The following is a 17,772-nucleotide window of genomic DNA, read 5'->3' as shown; positions in this document are numbered from 1 at the left end:
CAAAATCCCCCTTAAGAGGTGTTCTCTCTTTATACATTTCACAATTCATATTTATGTTAATTGCACTTATCTAACAGGCAATCATTAAAAATTCTTTATGATGAACATCATTATAAACACGAAAAACAAAGTGTAAACTTAAATCCTCACTATTATTAAATATTCCTATGTCTTTTGTCAAACGATATTTTTATGAGAGTTCAGTATATTGAACGCTGCGGAAGGAGAATTCCTCTAAAATATCCTTCGTTGAATGAACAAGCTTTGCTCCCTGCTGTATAAGTCTGGCTGGTCCTGTGGAATTAGGATCAAAGATAGATCCTGCAACCGCAAATACCTCTTTACCTTGCTCAAGTGCTTGATACGCTGTAATGAGCGAACCGCTCTTTTCTTTGCACTGAATCACGATCGTTCCACTTGTCAGCGCACTAATTAAACGATTCCTCATTGGGAAATGCCACTTTTCTGGTTTCACATAAGGCGGATGCTCGGATAAAAGCAAATGATGCTCTCCCATGTATTGAGCCATTTGCACATGTTCCTTTGGGTATAAGTGCTGAAATCCGCCTGCTATAATACCGATGGTTTTCCCTTTATTCCGAATGCACTCTTTATGTGCAAGTCCATCAATTCCTTTTGCTAAGCCACTGACAATCGTCCAATCTTCCTTTACAAGCTCACCAACAATTTTCTTCACACATGCTTCTCCATAAGACGATGGAACTCGTGTGCCTACTACACCTAAACTTTTTTCTTCATTTAAATATGATATGTTTCCTTTTAGGAATAACACAGGGGGAGGATCATAAATATGTTTTAGTGTGCTGGGATATAAGGGTGATGTGATGGGTATCATGTGAATGTTTTGCTTTAAATAGGCTTGAACGATGTGTTGAAAAATGGGGAATTCATTTTCTTCGGCTTGTTTTAAGCGGGTAAAGTCGATCGTTTGTAATGATCGATCCTGTTTGAAATGTTGTGTTTCTTCATTTATATATAGCTCAGGATCGACTTTCCACCATTTTGTTAACAAAGAGGGTGAGATGAGGCCTTTTAAGCGGTGAAAAATCATTCTTTCGGACACGTTGTACATACCATTCCTCCAGTTTAAGATAGAAAGAAGAAGACTTGTCAAAGAACAAGTCTTCTTGTGTCATTAATGCGTTTTACAAGCTTCGAAGAGATTCTTCTCTTTTAACACTTTAATCAATGTTTCTCCCATGACAGATGGTGTCTCTGCCACTTCAATTCCACATTCACGCATTGTTTTTACTTTTTCATCAGCTGTTCCTTTACCACCAGAAATAATGGCACCAGCATGTCCCATGCGTTTTCCTGGAGGCGCCGTTTTACCGCCAATAAAGCCAACGACTGGCTTTGTCATATTTGCTTTTACCCATTCAGCTGCTTCTTCTTCAGCCGTACCGCCGATTTCACCGATCATAATCACAGCATGTGTATCAGGGTCTTCATTGAATGCTTTTAATACATCAATAAAGTTCGTCCCATTGACAGGGTCTCCGCCGATTCCTACAGCTGTCGATTGACCAACGCCAGCTTCTGAAAGCTGATGTACCGCTTCATATGTAAGCGTTCCAGAACGAGAAACAACACCCACATGACCTTTTTTATGAATGTAGCCAGGCATGATCCCAATCTTACATTCTTCAGGTGTAATGACACCTGGGCAGTTAGGGCCAACAAGTCTTGTCTTTTTCCCTTCCATATACCGTTTCACTTTGACCATGTCAAGCACTGGAATATGTTCTGTGATACAAATGACTAGATCGACTTCTGCATCAACAGCCTCTAAAATGGCATCTGCTGCAAATGGTGCTGGTACATAGATAACAGAAGCATTTGCTCCAGTTGTTTGAACAGCTTCAGATACTGTATTAAATACAGGAACTCCTTCTACTTCAGTTCCACCTTTTCCAGGTGTGACACCGCCAACAATATTTGTTCCGTACTCAATCATTTGTTTTGTATGGAACAATGCGGTTGAACCGGTAATCCCCTGAACAATTACTCTCGTATTTTTATTAATAAATACACTCATTTAGGTTCCCTGCCTTTCTGCTCTACTTGACTAAAGATACAATCTTTTCTGCCCCGTCAGCCATAGACTCAGCAGAAGTGATATTTAAGCCTGAATCACTCAGGATTTTCTTCCCTAATTCAACGTTTGTTCCTTCAAGACGTACAACGAGTGGTAATGTTAAGCCGACTTGTTTCGTCGCTTCAACGACACCTTCTGCAATGACATCACATTTCATGATACCGCCAAAAATGTTCACGAAAATCCCTTTTACATTTTGATCAGATAAGATGATTTTAAATGCTTCCGTTACTTTTTCAGCTGTTGCACCGCCCCCAACATCCAGGAAGTTTGCAGGGTCCCCGCCGTAATGCTTGATGATATCCATTGTAGACATCGCAAGACCTGCACCATTGACCATACAGCCAATATTTCCATCTAGAGAAATGTAGCTTAGATCATATTTAGATGCTTCAATTTCTTTTGGATCCTCTTCATCAAGGTCACGGTATTCTAATATATCTTTTTGTCTATATAAAGCATTGCTATCAAAGTTTAATTTCGCATCAAGTGCCATGACTTTTCCATCGCCTGTTACAACAAGTGGATTAATCTCAGCAATTGAACAATCTTTTTCAATAAACGCATTGTAAAGACTTGTCATAAACTTAACAGCTTGGCCAACTAATTTTGTTGGAATATTAATTTTAAACGCTACTTCTCTTGCCTGATAGCCTTGCAAGCCAATCGCTGGGTCGATGACCACTTTGACGATTTTCTCTGGCGTTTTTTCTGCTACTTCTTCAATTTCAGTACCGCCTTCTTCAGAAGCCATCAATACAATTCTTGATGTCGCTCTGTCCAAAACAAGTCCAACGTAGTACTCCTTTTGAATATCGCAGCCTTCTTCAATAAGTAAGCGTTTTATTTCGCGCCCTTCAGGCCCAGTTTGATGTGTGACAAGTGTTTTACCGAGCAATTCCTCTGCAAACCCTTTCACTTCATCTTTTGTTTTTGCAATTTTTACCCCGCCTGCTTTACCACGGCCGCCTGCATGAATCTGTGCTTTTACGACATATACAGAGCTTTCTAGCTCTTCTGATGCTTTCACTGCTTCATCAGGTGTAAATGCTACTTTACCATTTGGAACTGAAACCCCATATTTTCTTAGGATTTCTTTTCCTTGGTACTCATGGATATTCATTTCCCATCCTCCCAACATATGTAGAAACAAAAATTATAAAATAGACTGCGCTTTCATTTTAAAGAATAAAAAAGAGAATGTCTAGGGTTCTATGTAAAATCGTAAAATCCTTCTAAACATTCAAACTTTTATTTTATTAAAAATATAAATTTTTCAGCCAAATCACTTATTTTTCCTTATTTTTTCATTTTTTGATCTAACCTATAGATAAACGAAAATATTTCTGCTACAGTATCGTATAACGCTTCAGGGATCTCCTCATCAAGTGTTAAATGGCGCATGAGTTCGACTAAATTACGGTCTTCTTGGATAGGAACTCCCGACTTTTTTGCTTCTTCAATAATATGGTCTGCCACATAGCCGCTCCCTGTTGCGACGACTTTTGGCGCCTTTTGTTTTTCTTCATCATAATGTAGAGCGACCGCCCTTCTAAGCGGTTTTGAATCCTTCATACTCGTAAGTCCAGCCCTTTCTCGCTGATTTTATGAAAGTGTTCATCTAGAAAGTGAGACGGATCTACTGGCTCTTGTCTCTTCTTTGCTGTAATTCCCGTTAGACTGTATCCTAAGGCATTTAAATTCTCCCGAACAGCTGGAATCATCGGATTAATGGTTCCTTGAAGTTCATGACCGGTTTCAACTGTAATTGACATGACCTTTTGCTGAATCGTACAGTCGATTAATGTCTCTTCGAGGTTTTCCATGTTTAAGTAAAACATGAGACGGCACTGAGAAATATCAATAGAGCCATCTTTTTTCTTATGTCCTTTTAGAATAAAGGTTAAATCTTGAACACTATGTTTTGAAAAGAGCGGATAAGAGACCATCATTTGGCTGATGGTTTGGTTCTCCTGCTGCACAAATAACTGCCCGTTCAATCTATGAAACAATTGATCGACTTCTTTTTTTACGGGTTCTGGTAAATCAGCCTGCCTCACATCATTTAAGACGAGCTTTAATTGGTGAAGCTCCTGACTTTTTACATCCTGGCTGCCTTTTTCGAGTAGTTTCAGCATACCGATTTCATCTCGTACACCTATTGCCTTTTTCATCGTCATGAGTAAATCGAGCACATCGGTTTTATTGCTTAATACGGGTTCCGTCTGCTGCACCACCTGAGCCAATGCTTTCGCCTCTGTTTTTGACAGGAACGGAAATTCTTTTTGAAGCACGGATGCTTTTGCGTCAGGCTGAGATCCTGCCTGCTGAAGCCCTTGCAGCAATGACGTGAGCTGTTTTAAGCTAGGCTCTTGCTGCCCGTCTGCACCTTGCTTCGTCAAACTTGCCATTATCCGCTCAATTTGCTGAAGCGGGATTTGCAGCTCTTTTGGACTTGTTGACTGCTGCACGTTAGTTTGAAGAACTTGGGTCGTCTGACGCTCTTGAGCGATTGGAGTTTGGCTATTTTCTTTTGGCTGAGACAGATTGGGCTGAGGCGTTACAGGTAGACTGCCTCCTTGCTTCGCCGCCCCTTCTCTCGCTGCTAGAAGGACCGATAAGAGCTTTTCTGCATGGACGGTCGTCTCAGCATCTATGACTGATCGAATGGCTTGTGTAAGGGCCTGTGTGGCGTCTGAGTGCTTCGGGAGCTGTGTTAATCGTTCTAGCAACGCTGTCATATCCTGATGAAGAGCAGAGGATGATTTCACGGCTAAAATTGATTGAAGCACTCCTTCCTGGATCGGCAAGTCTTTTTTTAAAGCAAATAGGAGTGCCTGAAGACCTTTTTTCACATCAGCTCCTTGAAGCTGTTCGATCCACTTCACTGCCGTTTTTAACTCTGCTTCGTTGATAACGGATTTTTCTTTTAAAAAAGCTGTGGCTGTTAGGATGTTTTCAAGTCCGTTTTTAAGTGAGAGACCTTCTAATAGTTTGGCAGCTGCATCCTTTAATGTCTTAGGGTCTTGATCAAATTGCTGTACTGGCCTTAGTTTATTGAGGCTGCCTCCACCCTCTTGTTCAAATTGGAACCAATAAAATGCGTCTGCTTTGAGCTGAGCCGCTAGCTGTGCTTTTATTTTTGTTGAGCCTATTTGAACAAGGGCTGTATCATCTCCAAGCATTTTCAGTACTTTACCGAGAATCAGCCGATGCACATTTTCCTTTCCTTCGGTGTTTAATGTAACAGATTCTGCCGCACTTAACCGGCTATTCAGTGCTGTATGTATGTCCTCAACTCTTGTCATCACAGGCAGCCTCCTTAGGTCAAAAATTTATGATATAACGGATTTCACTGGCGCAAACGATAATCGATGGATTGGGGCAGCTCCATGTGTTTGAATGGCAGCCAGATGCTCTTTTGTTCCGTACCCTTTATGTTTTTCAAATTGATACTCAGGGTACTTACGCCCGTATTCTTCCATCATCTGATCCCTTGTCACTTTTGCAATACATGCACCAGCTGCGATGGACGCACTTTTTGCATCTCCTTTGATGATATTCTCTTGGTGAATAGGAAGCGGGAGCGTCATGGCATCTATGAGTAGATAATCAGGTATATGAGTTAACTGCTCCACCGCTCTCACCATCGCCAGTCTTGATGCCTCGTAAATATTGATTTCATCAATCGTAGCCGCATCAACAATGCCGATTCCGATATCAAGTGCTTCTTTTTGGATCAGGTCATAATACGCCAATCTTTTTTTCTCAGATAATTGCTTTGAGTCGTTTAAACCGAGCAGGACTGTGTCTTCCTTTAATATGACAGCGGCTGCGACAACGGGGCCTGCCAGCGGTCCTCTTCCTGCTTCATCTATTCCAGCAATACATGTGTATCCCTGCGCCTTAGCTTTGTTTTCAAATTGCAGCATTTCATTCCATGCTGCACGAAGTTGCTGCTGCTTTTCTCTCTCTTTGTGCCACTTCTCTATCAGTTTTTGGACACTTTTTCTCGTATCATCTTTTACCAGCTCACGAATGTATGACTCGTCTTGCGAATGCTTTTCTATCAGTTCTTTTATTTGTTTCACCGTGTACATCAGCTTTTCGTCAGCCTCCTTCTTTATATCGGCAGTTTTCCGCAAAAAATAAAGACCCGCATGAGCTGCGTGTCTTTTAGCTTTCAGGCTTCTCAAAAGTGAGGGGACCAAATTTTTCTGTTCGAATATCCCGAATAATGATTTCGGTGGTTTTGTCGTAATTAATAAATCCACCGCTCATGAGACAGCCGCGCTTTGTACCTATTGCATCAAACAGCTCAACCGTATCTTCAGGGATCTCCGCCAGGTCATAGCGTTTTTTTAATCGCTCTGGATAGTTCTCTTCTAGAAAGCGAAGTCCATACACAGCGACATCCTGTAAGTTGATGATAGAATCTTTGATCGCTCCAGTCACCGCTAGCCTGAGTCCTACTTGCTCATCTTCAAACTTAGGCCAGAGGATTCCAGGTGTATCAAGCAGTTCAAGTTCTTTACCTACCTTCACCCATTGCTGTGAGGTGGTAATACCAGGCCGGTCTCCTGTTTTGGCAATGTTCTTTTTCGCTAAACGATTGATTAAGGTCGATTTCCCGACGTTGGGAATTCCGATAATCAGCGCCCGGATTGCACGCGGTTTGACACCTTTTGCTTTCATGCGGTCGAATTTTTCTTTTAAGATTTCTTTTGAAGTTGTGATGATCTGATTTAACCCTTGTCCATCGACAGAGTTAATAGCAAGTGACCGAACACCTTGCTGCTCAAAGTGCGCCTGCCACTCCTTTGTCACACGAGGATCCGCTTTATCTGCTTTGTTTAATAGCATGATTTTGGGTTTGTTCTGAAGGATTTCTTCGATCATTGGGTTTCTAGAGGACATCGGAATTCTAGCATCGGTTAATTCAAATACGATGTCGATGAGCTTTAATTTTTCTGTGACTTCACGTCTTGCTTTTGCCATATGGCCTGGAAACCATTGAATCGTCATATGTGCACCTTCTCTTCTATCGATTATCTCTATACATTGTACAAAAAAAGAGCCTGTTACAGGTAACAAGCTCTTTCTTTTGATATCATTATCGTCTGATTTCTTTGATACGAGCCGCTTTACCGCGAAGTTCACGTAGGTAGTAAAGTTTCGCACGACGTACCTTACCGTGACGTACAACTTCGATGTTAGCGATTTTTGGTGTGTGTACAGGGAATGTACGCTCAACGCCTACACCGTAAGAAATCTTACGAACTGTGAAAGTTTCGCTGATTCCACCACCACGACGCTTAATTACAACACCTTCAAAGATCTGGATACGCTCACGAGTACCCTCGACAACTTTAACGTGTACACGTAAAGTGTCACCAGGACGGAACGCAGGAAGATCAGTGCGTAATTGTTCTTTTGTGATTTCTTCAATCAAATGTTGCATCGTTTTCAACTCCTTCCAACAGATGCTCATGTCCTCTTTCTTCATTGCAGCGGAACATCGTTTTCAAACTTGAATCGGCAAGCCGTCCAAGTCACAAGTAGTATCATACCATACCTATATGCAGTGTGCAATACAATCTAGTCATTATGAAGCTGCCAAAGCCATCTTTTTTCTTCTTCTGTTAACGTTTTGCAAGAATCGATCAAATCTGGCCGTCTTGTATAAGTTCGCTTCAAAGATTCTTTGCGCCGCCACTCTTCTATTTTGGCATGATTTCCAGAAAGGAGCACATCCGGCACTTTTAGTCCTTTATAATCGGCTGGTCTTGTATAGTGAGGATGCTCTAGCAGACCTGTACTAAATGAATCTTCAATGTGAGACGCTTCTTTTCCAAGCACATGAGGCAAAAGCCTGACCACACTGTCTGCAATCATCATCGCTGGCAGCTCTCCGCCTGTGAGAACGAAATCTCCGATTGAGATTTCATCTGTGACAAGATGCTCCCTGATGCGCTCATCGTAGCCTTCATAATGGCCGCAAATGAACATAAGGTGTTCTTCTTTTGCAAGTTCCTCTGCCTTCTTTTGCGTATATCTTTCTCCTTGAGGACAGACAAGAATAATTCGGGGCTTCTTGCTTGCTTTCTTCGTCAAATCTTCTACCGCATCGAATACGGGCTGTGCTTTCAGTACCATACCAGCACCGCCGCCATACGGATAGTCATCTACTGTTTTATGCTTATGATCCGAATACTCTCTAAAATTGACAACATTGAATGAGACAGCTTCTTTCTCCTGTGCCTTTTTTAAGATCGATGAGTGGAGCACACCTTCGAACATTTCAGGAAAAAGTGTTAAGAAGTCGATTTTCATTCGTCAATGAGTCCTTCCATCACTTCAATGTGTATGGTTTTGGATGAGATATCGATCTTTTTGACGACAGATGGGATATAAGGAATCAAGGCATCTTTTTTACCTTTTCTTCCGACAACCCAGACATCATTTGCCCCTGGTGTTAAAATCTCTTTGATTTGACCGACAAGCTGATCATCTTCATCGTATACTTCACAGCCAATGATTTGGTGGAAATAAAACTCTCCTTCATCTAAAGAGCCGAGATGTTCTTTTTCTACTTTTAAGATTGATTCTTTCAATAGCTCTGCTTCATTTAATGAGCTAATTTCTTCAAATGTGAGCAAATCAAACTGTTTGTGCTGCCTATGTGATGCGACAGTGACTTTCAGCGGCTCCCCTTGACCTTGCTTAAAAATATAGAGGACGCTTCCTTTTTTGTATCGCTCTTCTGGGAAATCTGTCTTTGACACGACGCGTACTTCTCCGCGAACTCCGTGTGTATTAACAATCTTTCCAACATTTAACCATTCTTGTTCCATGTTCTCAATCACCCCTGACGTATTTCCACAATGGTGCCGTCTTTCACGACGATGACATTATCTTGCATCTTGTCATCCCATTTATCACCTATTTTCACTTCAACCAGCGCATCCACTTCTGTCTCTTTCATTTCACTCCCAAGCGGCAAAATATGCAGCTGCTCTACTTGAAAGTCAATTTGCTGGATCTTCTCCTGCCGTTTATCGATGGCTTTTTGAAATTGAGGGATGGCTTCTTGCTGATGTGGTTCTTTTTCATGTTTTTTCAGTTGAAAATATAGTTGATTGCACTCACGTTCTAGTCTTTCTTTTTTCTCCAAAAAAGTCGTTAACAGTTTGTCCTTACTGCTTTCAGTTAATACTTGCATGACGGTGACATGTTGAATGATCTGCATCTTCCTTTTTGTCCCCCTATCCGAAGGCATTTGTCCTCTACAGTATAACGAAAAATAGAAAAACGTGTAAAAAAAGGGGAGGTCCTAAGCCCTCTCCCTTTTTAGTCAGCAATCTCAAGTTGAACTTTCTTAGAAGACTCTGCACTTGCTGCAAACATGACTGTTCGTATCGCTTTTGCTGTACGTCCCTGCTTTCCGATCACTTTTCCGGTATCTTCAGCATTGACAGACAGTGTGTAAATCACTTGCTCATCTTTTTCTAATGAAGATATGTGAATATCTTCAGGGAAATCAACAAGTGGCTCGACGATGGACACAATCAATTCTTCCAAGGACAGCTCATTCATTATTTGCTGTTTTTCGCATTATGAAATTTTTCAAGAATTCCTTGGCTTGAGAAAAGGTTGCGAACTGTATCAGATGGTTTCGCACCATTTTGAAGCCATTTAAGCGCTAATTCTTCGTTGATTTTCACCTCAGCTGGTGATAACACTGGATTGTATGTTCCAACTGTTTCGATGAAACGACCGTCACGTGGTGAACGAGAATCTGCTACAACAATACGATAGAAAGGAGATCTTTTTGATCCCATACGTTTTAAACGAATTTTTACTGCCATTTTACTAGCACCTCCGAAAATATTTCAACAAGATAGTATATTAACAATGATAAAAGGGTTTGTAAAGTGTTTTTTCTTAACAACGGTTTTATCATGTATAACCAATTACATAAATGGTAATTTAAAGCCTTTTTTCTTCCCTTTGGACATGTTGGTCATTTGCTTCATCATCTTTTTCATTTCGTCAAATTGCTTTAAAAGGCGATTGACTTCCTGTACAGATGTTCCGCTTCCTTTTGCAATCCGTTTTCTTCGGCTTGCATTGATGACCTCTGGCTGTTCTTTTTCCTCGGTCGTCATTGATTTAATGATCGCTTCGATGTGATTGAGCTGCTTTTCGTCTACTTGGACGTTTTTGAGCCCTTTCATTTTACCGGCTCCCGGCATCATTTGGATCAATTCATCAAGTGGACCCATATTACGAACTTGCCCAAGCTGCTCGAGGAAATCATCGAGCGTAAAGCTCATGGTCCGCATTTTTTGTTCAAGCTCTTTCGCTTTATCTTGGTCAACGTTTGCCTGTGCTTTTTCAATAAGTGTAAGCACATCTCCCATGCCAAGAATTCTTGATGCCATCCGCTCCGGGTGGAATGGTTCAATCGCATCCAGCTTTTCTCCTAGTGCGGCGAATTTAATCGGCGTATTGGTGACAGCTCGAATGGAAAGTGCTGCCCCGCCTCGTGTATCCCCGTCTAGTTTCGTTAGAACGACACCTGTTAAACCAAGCTGTTCATTAAAGCTTTTTGCTACATTGACAGCATCTTGACCTGTCATAGAGTCAACAACAAGGAAAATTTCTTCTGGACTCGCTACTTCTTTTACTTTCTGAAGTTCATCCATCAATTCTTCATCGATATGAAGGCGTCCTGCTGTATCTAAAATGACATAATCGTGGTGTTCTTCTTTCGCTTTTTCGATTGCCTGTTTGGCAATGTCGACAGGGCTGACTTGATCACCTAATGAAAACACAGGCATATCAAGCTGTTTCCCCAGCGTTTGAAGCTGCTGGATCGCTGCTGGTCTGTAAATATCTGCAGCCACCATCATCGGCTTGCGATTATGTTTTTTGCGAAGTAAATTGGCAAGCTTCCCAGTTGTGGTTGTTTTACCTGCCCCTTGAAGACCAACCATCATAATGACTGTCGGAGATTTTTTCGCTACAGCGATTTTACTCTCTTCCCCACCCATTAATTCAGTGAGTTCTTCTTTTACAACTTTAATGACCTGTTGTCCAGGGGTAAGGCTTTTCATCACCTCTTGTCCAACTGCCCGCTCGCTTACTTTTTTCACAAAGTCTTTGACTACTTTAAAATTGACGTCAGCTTCAAGAAGGGCAAGGCGTACCTCGCGCATCATTTCTTTTACATCTTGCTCTGACACTTTTCCTTTGCCGCGGATTTTTGAAATCGTCTGCTGCAGTCGGTCGGCTAATCCTTCAAATGCCATACTGTGCCGCCTCCTAATCTAATTTCTCAAGCGATTCAATTAAAGCTTCTGCTTCTTCCGTCTGAGCGGAATCTGCTACGAGCTCTCTCATTTTTTTGAGAAGTTCTTTACGCTCTTTAAATTTCTTAAACAAGAGCAGCTTTTCTTCATATTGTTCAAGCATCGCTTCAGTCCGTTTAATATTATCATAAACAGCCTGTCTTGATACTTCATATTCATCCGCAATTTCACCGAGGGAAAAATCGTCTAGGTAGTAAAGCGACATGTAGCTCTTTTGCTTTGCGGTTAACAACGATTGATAGAAGTCAAACAAGTAGTTCATTCTCGTTGTTTTTTCAAGCGTCATGGGCTCTCTCCCCTTTGTTAAGTTCATTCCCTTTACATCAACTAAGTTTACACGGTTCTCTACTGTGTGTCAAGTTTTTATCTTGTCACTCCATAAAGCGGCGTATAAATAAAAATGCCAGCAGTTTTGCCGGCATTTTTGTTAGTCCTCTTGATCAATCACGTCTGAGAATAATCCATACACATACGATTCTGCATCGAATTCTTGCAGATCGTCTACCTTTTCACCTAAACCGACAAGCTTCACGGGGATGTTCAGCTCATTTCGAATTGCAAGGACAATCCCGCCTTTTGCAGTCCCGTCAAGCTTTGTTAAAGCAATTCCTGTCACATTCGTCGCTTTAGAAAATTCCTTCGCTTGTGCCATCGCATTTTGACCCGTTGTTGCATCAAGAGCGAGCAGCACTTCATGCGGTGCATCTGGAACCTCGCGTTCAATGACTCTCTTGACCTTCTCTAGCTCTTTCATCAAGTTCACTTTGTTTTGCAGTCTTCCTGCTGTATCACAGATAAGGACATCCGCATTTTTCGCTTTTGCTGATTGAACGGCATCATAGATCACCGCTGCAGGGTCAGAGCCAGCCGTCTGTTTGACAACAGGGACACCTGAACGCTCTCCCCATACTTCAAGCTGCTCAATCGCACCGGCACGGAACGTATCACCTGCTGCTAAAATGACGGATTTCCCTTCATTTTTCAGCTTATTCGCAAGTTTGCCGATAGTCGTTGTTTTCCCAACGCCATTGACACCTACAAATAAAATGATATTTAATCGGCCGTCTTCGATGTTCAGCGCAGAGATTTGTTCCTCTCCGCTATTGTAGATTTCAACCAGTTTTTCAGAGATGACCGATTGTACTTCACTTGGGTCTTGAATGTTTCTTAATTTCACTTCTTTTTTCAGCTCATCAATCAGTTCCATCACCGTTGTGAAACCGACATCTGCTCCGATCAGAACTTCTTCTAATTCTTCAAAAAAGTCTTCATCGACTTTACGGTAGCGTGAAATTAGTTCGTTTACTCTTCCTTGAAAGGAGTTTCTCGTTTTTTCAAGTCCATCTTTAAACTTTTCTGATACTGAATCGGTTTGCTGCGTAAATTTTTCTTTTAATTTCTTAAAAAAGCTCATTTGGTTCAAAAACCTCCTTTAATTACTGGACAAGCTCTTTCGTTTCTTCTAGTTTGACGGATACAAGCTTAGAAACACCTGACTCCTGCATAGTAACGCCGTAGAGCACATCTGCTTCTTCCATTGTTCCTTTACGGTGCGTAATGACAATGAACTGTGTTTCCTGGCTGTATTTCTTTAAATATTGCGCAAAGCGGAAAACATTTGCTTCATCAAGCGCCGCTTCGACCTCATCTAACACGCAGAATGGAACAGGTCTGACTTTTAAAATAGAGAATAGTAAAGCAATCGCTGTTAATGCTCTCTCTCCGCCTGAAAGCAGGCTTAAGTTTTGCAGTTTTTTCCCTGGCGGCTGCGCGACAATATCAACGCCAGAGTTTAGTAAATCGTTTGGATCTGTCAGCTTAAGATCTGCTCTTCCGCCGCCAAATAACGCTTGGAAAACTGATTCAAAATGCCCGCGAATTTGCGAGAATGTTTCAGAGAAGCGCTTTGTCATCTCTTGATCCATTTCTTCGATCACTTGGAATAATGTATTTTTCGCTTCTGTCAGATCGTTTCGCTGTTCTGTTAAGAAGAGATAGCGTTCATTTACTCGTTCATACTCATCAATGCTGCCTAAGTTCACTGTTCCTAGCTCTTCAATGGCTAATTTGATCAGCTTCACTCGTTTTCTTGCTTCATCTGGTGATAACGTCAGATGATACATCTCTTTTGCCCCTTCAAACGAAAGGGCATACTCTTCGTTCAAATAAGCGATGAGGTTGTCGAGCTCAACTTCCATACGGCCAAGCTTAATCTCTTCATCTTTTAAGCTTGTGGTGAGCTGCTTGTAAAGGCGCTTTTGCTCTTTCAGTTCACGTTCAGCAAATTCTAACGTTTCAGAAAGAGCCAGGCGCTGTTTACGACGCTCTGAAATAAGTGCGGTTGTTTTGTTTTTGTTTTCCAGTTTCTCTTTCGCCGCTTCTTCCAGCTGTTCTGCTCCGCTTGAGCTAGACGTCATTTCACTTGTTAAGAGTGACAGGTCTTCTTTTGTTTCCATCAGCGTTTGTTCAGCCTCTTCTAATTCGGCCATTAAGCTCGAAAGCTTTTCTTGTTCATTCGCTAAGGACTGCTCTTTTTTGGCAAGCAAGATTTTCAGCTCTGTTAATTCGGCAGAAATGGTTTCTTTCGTTGAGCTTTGAGTCTGCTTACGCTTTGTTAATGTATTGATCTCTTGATCAAGCGTGGTCAGTTTCTCCCCTATTGAAACTTCAAGGACTGCCTGCTTTTTGTCCTTATCCGTAAGTTCAGTAGAACGCTGCTGCAATTCTTCTTTTTCTTGATCATAGAGTTCAAGGTGAGCATTAATATTTTTTTCGGCTACTTGCAGTTCGTATAGCTTTCCTTTGAGATCTTGCTGCTTTTCTCGAAGCGTTTCTCCGCGCTGACGCAGTTCGTTTAATTGGCTTTCGTTTACTGCAATCAATTGCTTCGTTTCTTTTGTTTCTTTTTCAAGGATCGTTGTTTTTTCTTCCATTTCAACGAGCTGCTTTGTTAATGTTTCGATCTCCCGGTTTCTTGAAAGAAGGGAGTTGTTCTTTTTCTTTACACCGCCACCGGTCATTGAACCGCCGGGGTTCACGACATCTCCATCAAGGGTCACGATGCGATAACGATGACCAAGCATTTTTGCCAGTTCATTGGCGCCTTTTAAGTCTCTAACGATAAGTACCGTTCCAAGCAAGTTCTGTATGACTTTTTGATACTTTTCATCAAAGGAAACAAGGTGACTTGCTACACCGATAAATGCAGCATGCTGCTCAGCTGTTTGGACGTCCCTATGCTGAATGGTTCGTTCTTTGATCACATTCATTGGCAGGAAGGTCGCACGTCCAAAGGAGTGCTGCTTTAAGTATGCAATTGCTTGTCTCGCAGCTGCTTCATTTTCTGTGACTACGTGCTGCGTTGCTGCGCCTAGCGCGATTTCAATCGCTGTCTCATGCTGCTGATCTGTTTGAATCAGCTCTGCAATGGCACCGTGTATACCGCCTAAACGCTCTTTTGCCTTTAAGACCTCTTTCACTCCTTGGAAAAAGCCTGAAAAGTCTTCCTGCATGGATTCTAGCATCTCTTTTTTCGATCTTGCCTGCTGCACATATTGATAGGCTTGGTAAAGAGCCGTTTCTTTTTTCTCGTATTGACGTTTCATTTGCTCAAGCTTTTGTTCCGCTTCCCTAAAGCGCTTGACCTGACCCAGTATGTCTTCTTCAAGTGCGGAAAGCTGCTGCTCAGCTTCTATTTTCTTTTCTTTGACAGACACACGTTCTTCGATGTGTTTTTGGTTGTTTTGCGTGAGCCGCTCCAGCTGCATGACCGCTTGGCGCTGCTGTTCTTCTAGTAATTTACGTTCATTGCGGATGGTAGCCTGTTCATTAAGCAGATCAAAATAATCGCTTTTTAGCTGTTCAATTTGACCTTCCACATCTTCACTATGGAGCGACAGTTGATGCTGCTTTGTTTTCACTTCATCTTTTAGCTGCTGCACTTCTTTTTGAAGGCTGTCCCGCGTGATTTTCTGCTGCTGAATCTTTTCGGTTAACTGCGTCTGCTTTTCAGTTAAGCGAATGAGCGTTTCTTCTAGCTGTCCTTGGTTTGCAGCTGCATTTTTTTTCCGTTCTTTTAATACTTCTTTTTTTCCTTCAAGCTTTTCTAATTCCTCACTTGTGAAAAGAAGAACTTCTTGCAGGTCATTAATTGATTCGTCAAGCGCTTGAATGCGGTCTCTTGACTCTTCAATTTTGGCTTCTTTTGCTTGAATATCTGTGGACTGCTTCATTTCATCTTGTTTGAAGCGCTCGACAGCTTCACCAAGTGTTGTCCATTTTTCATGAAGTGCTTCGATGTCATGGACAGTTAAGGCAATTTCGACATTTTCAAGCTCTTCTTTTTTTTGCAAATAGTCCTTTGCAATAGATGCCTGCATTCTTAATGGTTCTACTTGATCTTCTAGTTCATGCAGAATATCTTCTACTCGGTTTAAGTTGTCCTGCGTTTCAAACAGTTTATTCTCGGCTTTTTTCTTTCTTGTTTTATATTTCAAAACACCAGCCGCTTCTTCAAAGATGCTTCTCCTCTCTTCTGCCTTACTTGATAGAATTTCCTCTACCTTTCCTTGGCTGATGATCGAAAAAGCTTCTTTTCCAAGACCTGAATCCATGAAAAGATCAATAATATCCTTCAAGCGGACAGATTGATTGTTTATGAGAAATTCACTTTCTCCTGAACGATAGACTCTTCTTGTCACACTGACTTCGTGAAAATCGATCGGTAAAAAGTGATCTTCGTTATCTAATGTTAAAGTCACCTCTGCTAGATTGACTCTTTTTCTTGAGTCGCTTCCTGCAAAAATGATGTCTTCCATTTTTCCTCCGCGGAGGCTTTTCGCTGATTGTTCTCCAAGCACCCAGCGGATGGCATCGGTAATATTACTTTTGCCGCTTCCGTTTGGTCCAACAACAGCTGTGACCCCTTTGACAAAGTCCACGGTCACTCGCTGTGCAAAAGATTTGAATCCTATCACGTCTAAACGTTTGAGGAACATGAGAGTGATCCTCCTTATGTATTTAAAGTACTATCATCTTACCATATGAAGTGAAAAAAGATGATGGAAAACAGAGTGAAATCCCCCTGAATGACGAGGGGGATTTTATTGGTTCATATGATGTTTCTGCAATTTAGCAAGTGCTTCCTGTGCAGCATGCTGTTCTGCTTCTTTTTTAGAGCGGCCATTTCCAATTCCGAGCACTTCTCCGCGAAGGGATACATTTGCTTCAAATTCCCGGTTATGTGCTGGTCCTTTTTCATGCAGGATGTGGTATTCCAGTACACCTTTTCCATCGCGCTGAACGAATTCTTGCAGCTGGCTTTTAAAGTCCATGACGTGCGAGAACGCTCCATCGTTAATTTTCGGATAGACATAGGCAACTAGGAATCGTTCCACTGGCTCCAGCCCCTGATCTAAATAAAGTGCTCCGATAAACGCCTCGAATACGTCCGCTAAGAGTGCTGGGCGTTTTCTCCCGCCTGTCATTTCTTCGCCTTTTCCTAAAAGAACAAGGTCTCCGAAGGACAGCTCATGTGCCAGTGACACAAGTGACGGTTCACATACGATTGCCGCTCTCAGTTTCGTTAAATCTCCCTCGCTCATCGCTGGATATTTCGCAAATAAGAATTGAGAGATCGTCAATTCTAAAACAGCATCTCCTAGAAATTCAAGTCTTTCATTATCCTCGTATGGCTTTTTCCGGTGTTCATTCACATAAGAGGAATGCGTAAAGGCTTGATATAGAAGTTTTTCATTTTGAAAGTGTACAGAAATGCGCTGCTGGAACTCTCTAAATTGCTCTAGTTTTTTGCTCTGTTTCTGTTTGTCTTTATAGTGTTTTGGCATAGCAACCTCCAGGTAGGCTTAATCGCCTTTAAGGATACTGATTATATGGAGTCTCTCTTTCTACATGCAAGGAAACATTGCTCCTTAGCATCTGAAAAAGGCTGACAATTGATCAGCTGAATGTGTTGAAACTAACATAAATTTTCAAAGTCCCGTCATGAAAATAGACGGGACTTTGTTACGCTTATTGCTGGCTATTTATGTAGTTCACAGCGTCACCGACTGTTGCAATTTTTTCAGCATCTTCGTCAGAAATTTCCATATCGAACTCATCTTCAAGTTCCATAACTAGCTCAACTACATCAAGGGAATCAGCGCCTAAATCTTCTTTAAATGAAGCTTCCATTTTCACGTCAGCCTCATCAACGCCAAGGCGGTCTACAATAATTTTTGATACACGCTCTAATACGTCTGCCATTGCCTTTCACCTCCC

The 17,772-nt window shown here is 41.7% G+C and carries 19 protein-coding genes; all 19 read right to left on the bottom strand.

The features are described from left to right. Positions 1 to 190 precede the first annotated feature (190 nt). Positions 191 to 1,093 (bottom strand): DNA-processing protein DprA, encoded by a 903-nt coding sequence (gene dprA / locus C6Y02_RS05835; protein ID WP_034662389.1) that lies wholly within the window; start codon positions 1,091 to 1,093, stop codon positions 191 to 193. A 63-nt stretch (positions 1,094 to 1,156) separates the two neighbouring features. Next, on the bottom strand, positions 1,157 to 2,059 hold the full coding sequence (gene sucD, locus C6Y02_RS05830) for a succinate--CoA ligase subunit alpha (protein ID WP_003212080.1): 903 nt from the start codon (positions 2,057 to 2,059) through the stop codon (positions 1,157 to 1,159). Between the two features lie 22 nt (positions 2,060 to 2,081). After that, entirely contained in the window at positions 2,082 to 3,242 is a 1,161-nt protein-coding gene (gene sucC, locus C6Y02_RS05825) for an ADP-forming succinate--CoA ligase subunit beta (protein ID WP_012009945.1), read from the bottom strand. Positions 3,243 to 3,418: 176 nt separating this feature from the next. After that, a complete protein-coding gene (locus C6Y02_RS05820) occupies positions 3,419 to 3,694 on the bottom strand; it encodes a FlhB-like flagellar biosynthesis protein (RefSeq protein WP_003211418.1) in 276 nt (91 codons plus the stop codon). After that, positions 3,691 to 5,427, bottom strand: a complete 1,737-nt coding sequence (locus C6Y02_RS05815; RefSeq protein ID WP_106030836.1) for a glycosyltransferase — start codon at positions 5,425 to 5,427, stop codon at positions 3,691 to 3,693. Before C6Y02_RS05815 ends, C6Y02_RS05820 begins: the two co-directional genes overlap by 4 nt. A 27-nt stretch (positions 5,428 to 5,454) precedes the next feature. Further along, entirely contained in the window at positions 5,455 to 6,219 is a 765-nt protein-coding gene (locus C6Y02_RS05810; RefSeq protein ID WP_066030916.1) for a ribonuclease HII, read from the bottom strand. A 76-nt stretch (positions 6,220 to 6,295) separates the two neighbouring features. Next, on the bottom strand, positions 6,296 to 7,144 hold the full coding sequence (gene ylqF / locus C6Y02_RS05805; protein WP_060596244.1) for a ribosome biogenesis GTPase YlqF: 849 nt from the start codon (positions 7,142 to 7,144) through the stop codon (positions 6,296 to 6,298). An 88-nt stretch (positions 7,145 to 7,232) separates the two neighbouring features. Next, complete coding sequence (gene rplS, locus C6Y02_RS05800) at positions 7,233 to 7,580, bottom strand: 50S ribosomal protein L19 (RefSeq protein WP_003212364.1); 348 nt, start codon at positions 7,578 to 7,580, stop codon at positions 7,233 to 7,235. A 137-nt stretch (positions 7,581 to 7,717) separates the two neighbouring features. Beyond that, positions 7,718 to 8,452 (bottom strand): tRNA (guanosine(37)-N1)-methyltransferase TrmD, encoded by a 735-nt coding sequence (gene trmD / locus C6Y02_RS05795; protein WP_058014004.1) that lies wholly within the window; start codon positions 8,450 to 8,452, stop codon positions 7,718 to 7,720. Next, positions 8,449 to 8,973 carry a ribosome maturation factor RimM gene (rimM, locus tag C6Y02_RS05790; RefSeq protein WP_060596242.1) on the bottom strand — a complete coding sequence of 175 codons (525 nt, stop codon included), beginning with the start codon at positions 8,971 to 8,973 and terminating at the stop codon, positions 8,449 to 8,451. Before rimM ends, trmD begins: the two co-directional genes overlap by 4 nt. 8 nt (positions 8,974 to 8,981) lie before the next feature. After that, complete coding sequence (locus C6Y02_RS05785; protein ID WP_050945054.1) at positions 8,982 to 9,368, bottom strand: YlqD family protein; 387 nt, start codon at positions 9,366 to 9,368, stop codon at positions 8,982 to 8,984. 101 nt (positions 9,369 to 9,469) lie between these two features. Continuing rightward, positions 9,470 to 9,715, bottom strand: a complete 246-nt coding sequence (locus C6Y02_RS05780; protein WP_106030835.1) for a KH domain-containing protein — start codon at positions 9,713 to 9,715, stop codon at positions 9,470 to 9,472. Continuing rightward, entirely contained in the window at positions 9,715 to 9,987 is a 273-nt protein-coding gene (gene rpsP / locus C6Y02_RS05775) for a 30S ribosomal protein S16 (protein ID WP_003212139.1), read from the bottom strand. Before rpsP ends, C6Y02_RS05780 begins: the two co-directional genes overlap by 1 nt. 105 nt (positions 9,988 to 10,092) lie before the next feature. Next, positions 10,093 to 11,433 carry a signal recognition particle protein gene (ffh, locus tag C6Y02_RS05770; protein WP_066030917.1) on the bottom strand — a complete coding sequence of 447 codons (1,341 nt, stop codon included), beginning with the start codon at positions 11,431 to 11,433 and terminating at the stop codon, positions 10,093 to 10,095. Positions 11,434 to 11,446: 13 nt separating this feature from the next. Then, on the bottom strand, positions 11,447 to 11,779 hold the full coding sequence (locus C6Y02_RS05765) for a putative DNA-binding protein (protein WP_012009935.1): 333 nt from the start codon (positions 11,777 to 11,779) through the stop codon (positions 11,447 to 11,449). A 141-nt stretch (positions 11,780 to 11,920) separates the two neighbouring features. Then, positions 11,921 to 12,907 (bottom strand): signal recognition particle-docking protein FtsY, encoded by a 987-nt coding sequence (gene ftsY, locus C6Y02_RS05760; protein ID WP_034662411.1) that lies wholly within the window; start codon positions 12,905 to 12,907, stop codon positions 11,921 to 11,923. A gap of 22 nt (positions 12,908 to 12,929) precedes the next feature. After that, positions 12,930 to 16,490, bottom strand: a complete 3,561-nt coding sequence (gene smc, locus C6Y02_RS05755; protein WP_106030834.1) for a chromosome segregation protein SMC — start codon at positions 16,488 to 16,490, stop codon at positions 12,930 to 12,932. Positions 16,491 to 16,595: 105 nt separating this feature from the next. Beyond that, complete coding sequence (gene rnc, locus C6Y02_RS05750; RefSeq protein ID WP_060596236.1) at positions 16,596 to 17,339, bottom strand: ribonuclease III; 744 nt, start codon at positions 17,337 to 17,339, stop codon at positions 16,596 to 16,598. Positions 17,340 to 17,523: 184 nt separating this feature from the next. Then, on the bottom strand, positions 17,524 to 17,757 hold the full coding sequence (acpP, locus tag C6Y02_RS05745) for an acyl carrier protein (protein ID WP_003212028.1): 234 nt from the start codon (positions 17,755 to 17,757) through the stop codon (positions 17,524 to 17,526). Between the last annotated feature and the right edge of the window lie 15 nt (positions 17,758 to 17,772).

This window comes from Bacillus sp. NMCC4 (genome assembly GCF_002998555.1).
Classification (GTDB): Bacteria; Bacillota; Bacilli; order Bacillales; family Bacillaceae; genus Bacillus.
Note: the sequence above shows the minus strand (reverse complement) of the source record. Positions and strands in the feature narration are given on the sequence as shown.